Origin of the sequence: Desulfatitalea alkaliphila (assembly GCF_022968795.1) — a bacterium.
In the GTDB taxonomy this organism is placed as follows: Bacteria; Desulfobacterota; Desulfobacteria; order Desulfobacterales; family Desulfosarcinaceae; genus Desulfatitalea; species Desulfatitalea alkaliphila.
This window is the reverse complement of record NZ_JALJRB010000053.1, coordinates 1-4,096: the sequence shown is the minus strand read 5'-3', so window position 1 is coordinate 4,096 and position 4,096 is coordinate 1. Positions and strand designations below refer to the sequence as shown.

5 protein-coding genes are annotated in these 4,096 nt (G+C 42.4%); all 5 read left to right on the top strand.

The window, feature by feature from the left end:
- The first annotated feature begins 36 nt into the window (after window positions 1–36).
- The 5 genes from MRX98_RS21475 (at window position 37) to MRX98_RS21455 (ending at window position 3,699) form a co-directional block, all read left to right on the top strand.
- Window positions 37–999, top strand: a complete 963-nt coding sequence (locus MRX98_RS21475) for a calcium/sodium antiporter (protein ID WP_246915113.1) — start codon at window positions 37–39, stop codon at window positions 997–999.
- 119 nt (window positions 1,000–1,118) lie between these two features.
- Entirely contained in the window at window positions 1,119–1,610 is a 492-nt protein-coding gene (locus tag MRX98_RS21470) for a hypothetical protein (protein ID WP_246915110.1), read from the top strand.
- Window positions 1,611–1,766: 156 nt separating this feature from the next.
- On the top strand, window positions 1,767–2,696 hold the full coding sequence (locus tag MRX98_RS21465; protein WP_246915108.1) for a DUF4747 family protein: 930 nt from the start codon (window positions 1,767–1,769) through the stop codon (window positions 2,694–2,696).
- Window positions 2,686–3,195, top strand: a complete 510-nt coding sequence (locus tag MRX98_RS21460) for a hypothetical protein (protein ID WP_246915105.1) — start codon at window positions 2,686–2,688, stop codon at window positions 3,193–3,195. The genes MRX98_RS21465 and MRX98_RS21460 overlap by 11 nt, the downstream gene beginning before the upstream one ends.
- Window positions 3,196–3,264: 69 nt before the next feature.
- Window positions 3,265–3,699 (top strand): hypothetical protein, encoded by a 435-nt coding sequence (locus MRX98_RS21455; RefSeq protein ID WP_246915103.1) that lies wholly within the window; start codon window positions 3,265–3,267, stop codon window positions 3,697–3,699.
- Window positions 3,700–4,096: the final 397 nt, after the last annotated feature.

Below are 4,096 nucleotides of genomic sequence, written 5' to 3'. Positions count from 1 at the left end.
GGCCCTCAATCTTGATGCCGATCACTAAGGAATTATATGCTGAACATTTTGTTTCTCCTTATCGGTATAGCTTTACTCACCGTTGGTGGTGAGGCGCTAATTCGAGGCTCGCTGGCAGCGGCAAAGCGACTCGGTGTATCGCCGTTGCTAAGCGGACTCGTAATAGTAGGGTTCGGCACCTCAGCTCCTGAATTGGTGGTCTCAGTCAATGCTGCGGTGGAAGGGCGACCAGACATTGCTATCGGCAACGTTGTTGGCAGCAATATCGGCAATATCTTACTGATACTCGGCATTTGCGCTTTGATTTCGCCATTGGCGGTCAAGCCATTGGCACTGAGGCGGGACGCGGTCACGGTAGTATCAGCAAGTGTATTGTTTCTAGTTCTGGTTGGAGGAAGTTCGCTAGGGCGCGCAGATGCAGCTATATTCCTCGTCGCTCTGGGCGCTTACCTATTGTGGGCTTACTGGAGCGAGAGTTTCCACGCTGCGCCCTCGGGTGAACTTCACCAAGCTGAAGCAGATGAGCTTTCCACCATTCCGAAGACGGTGTTATGGACTGTAACTGCAGTGGTTGTTGGCTTGCTGCTTTTAATCGGCGGATCACAGGTTCTTCTGATTGGAGCCATTGGCATTGCAGCACACTTTGGTGTGCCAGAGGCGGTAATTGGCCTGACGCTGGTGGCCGTGGGGACCTCTCTACCCGAGCTGTCCATATCGGTAATTGCAGCTATTCGGCGACATGCAGACGTGGCTGTCGGGAACATACTTGGCAGCAATATCTTTAACTTGCTGGGGATTCTTGGGGTGTCCGCTCTACTTCAGCCACTTCCGGTTCACGCAAGAATCTTGCAGTTTGATCAATGGGTCATGCTTGGAACATCGTTGCTTTTGCTTTTGTTCTTGTACACTGGGCGCCGCCTGAGCCGCATGGAGGGTGGAGTACTATTAATTGGATACGGGATTTACGTCTGGTTGAGTTTTACGGTATTCGGAGGCTGACATAAAATGGCCTAACAAGGCCAAGCACAGCGACAGCTTTTTCGTTTCGGCTTCGCCTTCACTACAAAGCTGCGCGTGTTGGCGGCGTTATGCAAAAAAGATAGAAGGAGGGACATTTAATGAACTTGGAAAAGCGTATAGAAATGCTAGAGAATGAATTGAAAATTGTAAAACGCCAAAAGATTCTTTCACGGATAGGATTCATTGCATTGTTTGCTTTTATTATTATGGTTAATCCCATCGGTTATATTTCTGCACAAAGCAAGAATTTAGGTGAGGTACGTGGCACGCGTATCGTGTTAACCGATCAACGGGGGTTTGAGCGAGCTGTGCTTTCATTGGATGAAGACAAGGGGATGGTGGGCTTGGTTATGAGAGATGAGCTTGGTGGTGCAAGCGCTGTATTAGGAACATCAGGTTTGAATTTAAGAGACAAAAGCGGCAGCTCAAGGATTGCCTTAGTATTAAATACTGGTGAACCTGGCCTTGCATTGTATGGCGAAAAAGCCAAAGAACGCGCCCTATTAGTTGTTGATAATACCGGCCCTGCTCTTTCCTTGAGGGATAATAAGGGGGTTGATCATTGGGTCACACCATCTACGATAAAATGAAAGGCATTTGGTTGCAAGAAGAGTAGGAATATTAGTGAATCATTTCTTGTGTGGACATATGAAGTAATTGCATAACAAAACAATAAACGCAGACCCGGCAAAAAGCTCGCCGGGCTGGTTATCGGCACGTTAGAGTAAATCAACTTAGGAGATTTCATGGAGGAAAGCAAAGATTTTTTAGTGTTAAGGTATTCACTAATCGGTGAACAGCAGCTTTCCTTGTTAGCTAAGGAACTTCCCGAGCCCAAAGGCGCTGCAATTGTGGCCGCAATTGATAAGGATACTGAGTTTTTTCTGAATGGAGTCAAGTATGGCTTTGTAGGTTTCAAGCGAGTTGAACCTGTGGCTGGATATAACTTTCCTTCCGGACGTTTTTGGGTAGGAAAAACGGCAAAGCTTAGGGTTGCTAAAAGGGGCGAGAAAGTACCTGGCGATATCGTTGAACATACAGAGGATGATTGGGTTCCTATTCTAACTATATTTGACGTTGAAGACCAATATATTTTCGTTCAGAGAGATTGGCGTTTTGGCACGCCTGAACAAATAGCAAGAGCTTTGCAGCGCGGTCTACGAGACCAAGTTTTTGAAAACTACAACCATAAAATATTTGTAGAAGGCCTGCTAAGCAAAGATGTCTTTTGGGATGTGGTAAGAAAATTTAACAAGTTGTATAAGGTCAACCTCAAACTGATATCTCCTAATATATTAGAGACAAATAAGCGGGCTAAAGAGGCACTAAAATCTTTAAGAGAGCTTTTTGACCAAGATGAAATCGACCTGACTTTGCTAAATGAAACTGGAAATTTGAAGATACCTCAAGAACCTGTAGGCGATTATGTTGATTACATTTCGGAAGGCGAAGGTTCATGGTCTATAGTAACTGAAGGAGAGAGAGGTGGCAAGAAGCGACATTCTAGTGTTGAAAATACGAAGATTATCGAACTTACAACATCCTCTTCGGAAATGATTGAAGAAGAAAGGCGTATCGAACAAGAAACGGGAATGCCTGCACCAAGTCGAACCTTGTCAGATGCCAGACTCATCGCAGAAGTTTATAGCTCGATAAGGGAAATACGTGAATCTTAAACAATTTCTAAAACTAACAGCTGTTTCGATATTTACATATGGGATATGCTTTTTCCTTATAAAAGGCCTTAACAGCTGTATCGTGCCGGTTATTGAAGAAACTCTTGGTGCTTTTGTTGTTGTTGCTTTATTTTCCAGTGCTCTTTCTTTTGCTCTTTTTGCCTTCACCGATGGTATAACTAAGGATATAGCATCGCTAAAAGATAAGTTTGATTCATCAAAATTTGAGGCAGCAGTTGAGGCGTTGGCAAAATTAAAAAAGGAAGTGTTATCTAATGCTTTCCTCATTCTACTGCTTTTCCTCGTCGAGAGAACAGCTAAAGGCGGAATGATTGCATCAAGTGGTGGAAATACCGATGAAAGCCAAATGATGATTTTAATCCTATTGTCCCTCAGAATGACATGCTTTCTAATTTCATTTATCGCCATAATCTCACAACTAAGAGGTTTTTTAACCGCAGTGGACTTCAGGTCTTTGGTTAGTCGTGCTAAAAGATAGCGAACCCTAACTTTCAAATTCAGCGGACCTAAAGGGCGGGCCGCTAATTTAGGCGTTATGGTTGAGTAAATGGAATTCGAGAAAATTGCTTCTATCATAGTGGTAGCATTAATTATTTCAGAATTTTTATGTTACAGTCTATGGATTAAAGCGTATTTTAAAAATGGCATTGTAGTGTTTTCTAGAAGCATCGATTTCAAATTTAAGCCTGATATTAATAAATTTTCAGATATCCTCACTGAAGGGTTGTCGGAAAATTTTTGGCATAGCAAGCTATTGTTTAGAGGTATTTCATCAAACGAGATGATATTCAGAGAACAAATATTCAGATTTTTTCGCCAAAATGGATATTTATTAATTCACGGACACATTCAAATTTGCAATGAGAGTAGCAAATTGATTATTAAAGGTAGATTTAGTTTTATTTATCCTCTAATTTTGATTTCCTTGCAAAAAGGAAATCAAAAGATGGTTCCAAACCTGAATGGCTTGATGATTATTTGAAGGATGTTTTTGAGCCAGCTATGTCGGATTTAAAGAAATTTAAAAGTCAGCTAACTCCTTCTCGCAAGCTGTGTGATGAGGCGTACAGAAATATTCGAAGCTCAGTGTTCGCACACATACTTGTAAAGAAAGATGAATCGGTATCAGGGTTATATGGAAAAACAAATATCTCTGACATTAAACAAATACTGTATAGTCTGAAAGACATACTGGAAGCCCTTTGGCAGTTATTACATAACGGCAGAAAACTTGAATTCGGGAATACCTCCAAGGACTACGAGGAACGCATTGAAAAAACTACTTGTTCTGTTTTGTCGAGACTACTTAGTAAAAAGATAGCATAACAATTCACTGGTGCTGACCCGGCCAAAGAGCGGCCGGGCCGCACAGTTCAATC